Source organism: Methylobacterium hispanicum, from assembly GCF_022179285.1.
GTDB lineage: Bacteria > Pseudomonadota > Alphaproteobacteria > Rhizobiales > Beijerinckiaceae > Methylobacterium > Methylobacterium hispanicum.
On sequence record NZ_BPQO01000075.1, the window covers coordinates 1 to 2,056 of the forward strand.

1 protein-coding gene is annotated in these 2,056 nt (G+C 77.0%); it reads right to left on the minus strand.

What is annotated here, in order from left to right:
• On the minus strand, positions 1-2,056 hold a 2,056-nt coding region (locus MFF56_RS31765), incomplete at both ends, for an Ig domain-containing protein (RefSeq protein ID WP_238232192.1).

Here is a 2,056-nt window from a genome sequence, read left to right on the forward strand (position 1 = left end):
GCCGCCGCTGGCCGTGTAGCGGGCGCCGTAGGGCTCGCCCACCGTGCCGAAGCTCTCGGGCGTGCCGGCGATGGCGAGGCTGGAGCCGACGGAGATGCCCCAGACCGAGGACAGGGCCGTGCGGCCGTCTCGGTCGGCGACGCGCAGCTGCAGGCCCGGCCAGGAGCCGAGGCTGGTGGGCGAGCCGGCGACGGCGCCGCTGGCGGCGTCGAGGGCGAGGCCGGGCGGCAGGGTGCCGGAGGCGAGGCTCCAGGCGTAGGGCGCGGCGCCGCCGCTGGCCGAGAAGCGGGCGCCGTAGGGCTGGCCGATCGTGGCGAAGGTCGAGGCGGTGCCGGCCACGGCCAGGACGTCCGTGACGGTGATGGCGAAGGGCTCGGAGCTGCGGCTGCGGCCGGCCGCGTCGGTGACGCGCACGACCAGACCCGAGGCGTTGCCGACGGCGGTGGGGGTGCCGGAGATGGCGCCGCCCGGCGACAGGCTGAGGCCCGGCGGCAGGGTGCCGGCGGCGAGCGCGAAGGTGTAGGGCGCGCGCCCGCCCGAGGCGGCAAAGCTCGCCGAGTAGCTCTGGCCGAGCGTGGCGGTCGCAGCGGGGCTGCCGGCGATGCGCAGCGGCCCCGCGACCGTGATGGCGAAGCTGGTCTGCTCGCGCCGGCCCGCCGCGTCCGTGACGCGCAGGACGATGCCCGGGTAGCTGCCGGCGCCGCTCGGCGTGCCGGCGATGCGCCCGTCCGCCTCGAGGGCGAGGCCGGGCGGCAGGGTGCCGCCGGCCAGCTCGAAGGCGTAGGGGGCGCTGCCGCCGCTGGCGGAGAAGCGGGCCTCGTAGGGCTCGCCCAGCATGCCATCGCCGGCGCTGCCGGCGAGGGCGAGCGGCTCGGCCACCACGATCGAGGCCTCGCCCGTGGCCGAGGTGCCCTCGGCATCGGTCAGGCGGACCGTGAAGGGGCCGTAGCTGCCGGTGGCGGTCGGCGTGCCGGTGACGCGGCCGTCCGTGGCGAGCGACAGGCCCGTGGGCAGAGAGCCGGAAACCAGGACGAAGGCGTAGGGCGCGGTGCCGCCGGCGGCGGCGAACGCGGAGGCGTAGGCCTTGCCGCGGGTGGCGTGGGCGTCGGGGCCCGAGGCGACGGCCAGGGCCTCGGCCACCACGATCGAGAAGGGGGCGGTGTCGCGGATCTGGCCGTTGGCGTCGGTGACGCGCACCACCAGCCCGGAGCTGGTGCCGGCGACGAGCGGCGTGCCGGAGAGCGCGCCGTCCTCGGCCAGCTCGAGGCCGAAGGGCAGGTCGCCCTGGGCGAGCGAGAAGCTGTAGGGCTGGGAGCCGCCGGACGCGGTGAACCGGGCGGCGTAGGGGGTGCCCGCCACGCCGCGCGGGGCGGAGCCGGCGATCTCGAGCGGATCGGCCACCACCATGGCGAAGGTCGAGGTGGAGGCGCTGAAGCCGGCCGCGTCGGTGACGGTGACGGCGAGGCCCTCGTAGCGGCCGGCCTGGGTCGGCGTGCCGGAGATCTGGCCGGTGGAGCTGGAGAGAGTGACGCCGGGCGGCAGGCTGCCGGCGGTCAGGGCGTAGGCGTAGGGGCTGGTGCCGCCGGTGGCGAAGGCGGCGATCGGCGCGATCGCGCGGTTGCGCTGGTAGGCGTCGTTGGCGCCCTGCAGCATGGCCGTCATGGCGGCGCCGACCACCACCTGGAAGACCGCCGAGGTGGCGGTGCGCGGCGTGGAGGCGGAATCGACGGCGCGGACCTGGAGGCCCGAGTAGGTGCCGGGCGTGGAGGGCGTGCCGACGAGCGCGCCGTCGGGCCCGAGCGAGAGGCCCGGCGGCATGGTGCCGGCGGCGAGCGAGAGGCTGATCGGCGGGGTGCCGCCGACGATGGCGACGCCCGCGTCGGGCATCGGGCTGCCGGCGAGGCCGCGGTAGAGGCCGGTCTGGGCGGCGGGGCGCAGGCTGAGGGAGACGGGCCCGTAGCCGACCGAGACGTTGATCCTGGAGGAGGTGACCTGCTTCTGGTTGGCGTCGGTGACCAGGATGTCGAAGGTGTAGCTGCCGGTGGCGGTGGGGGTT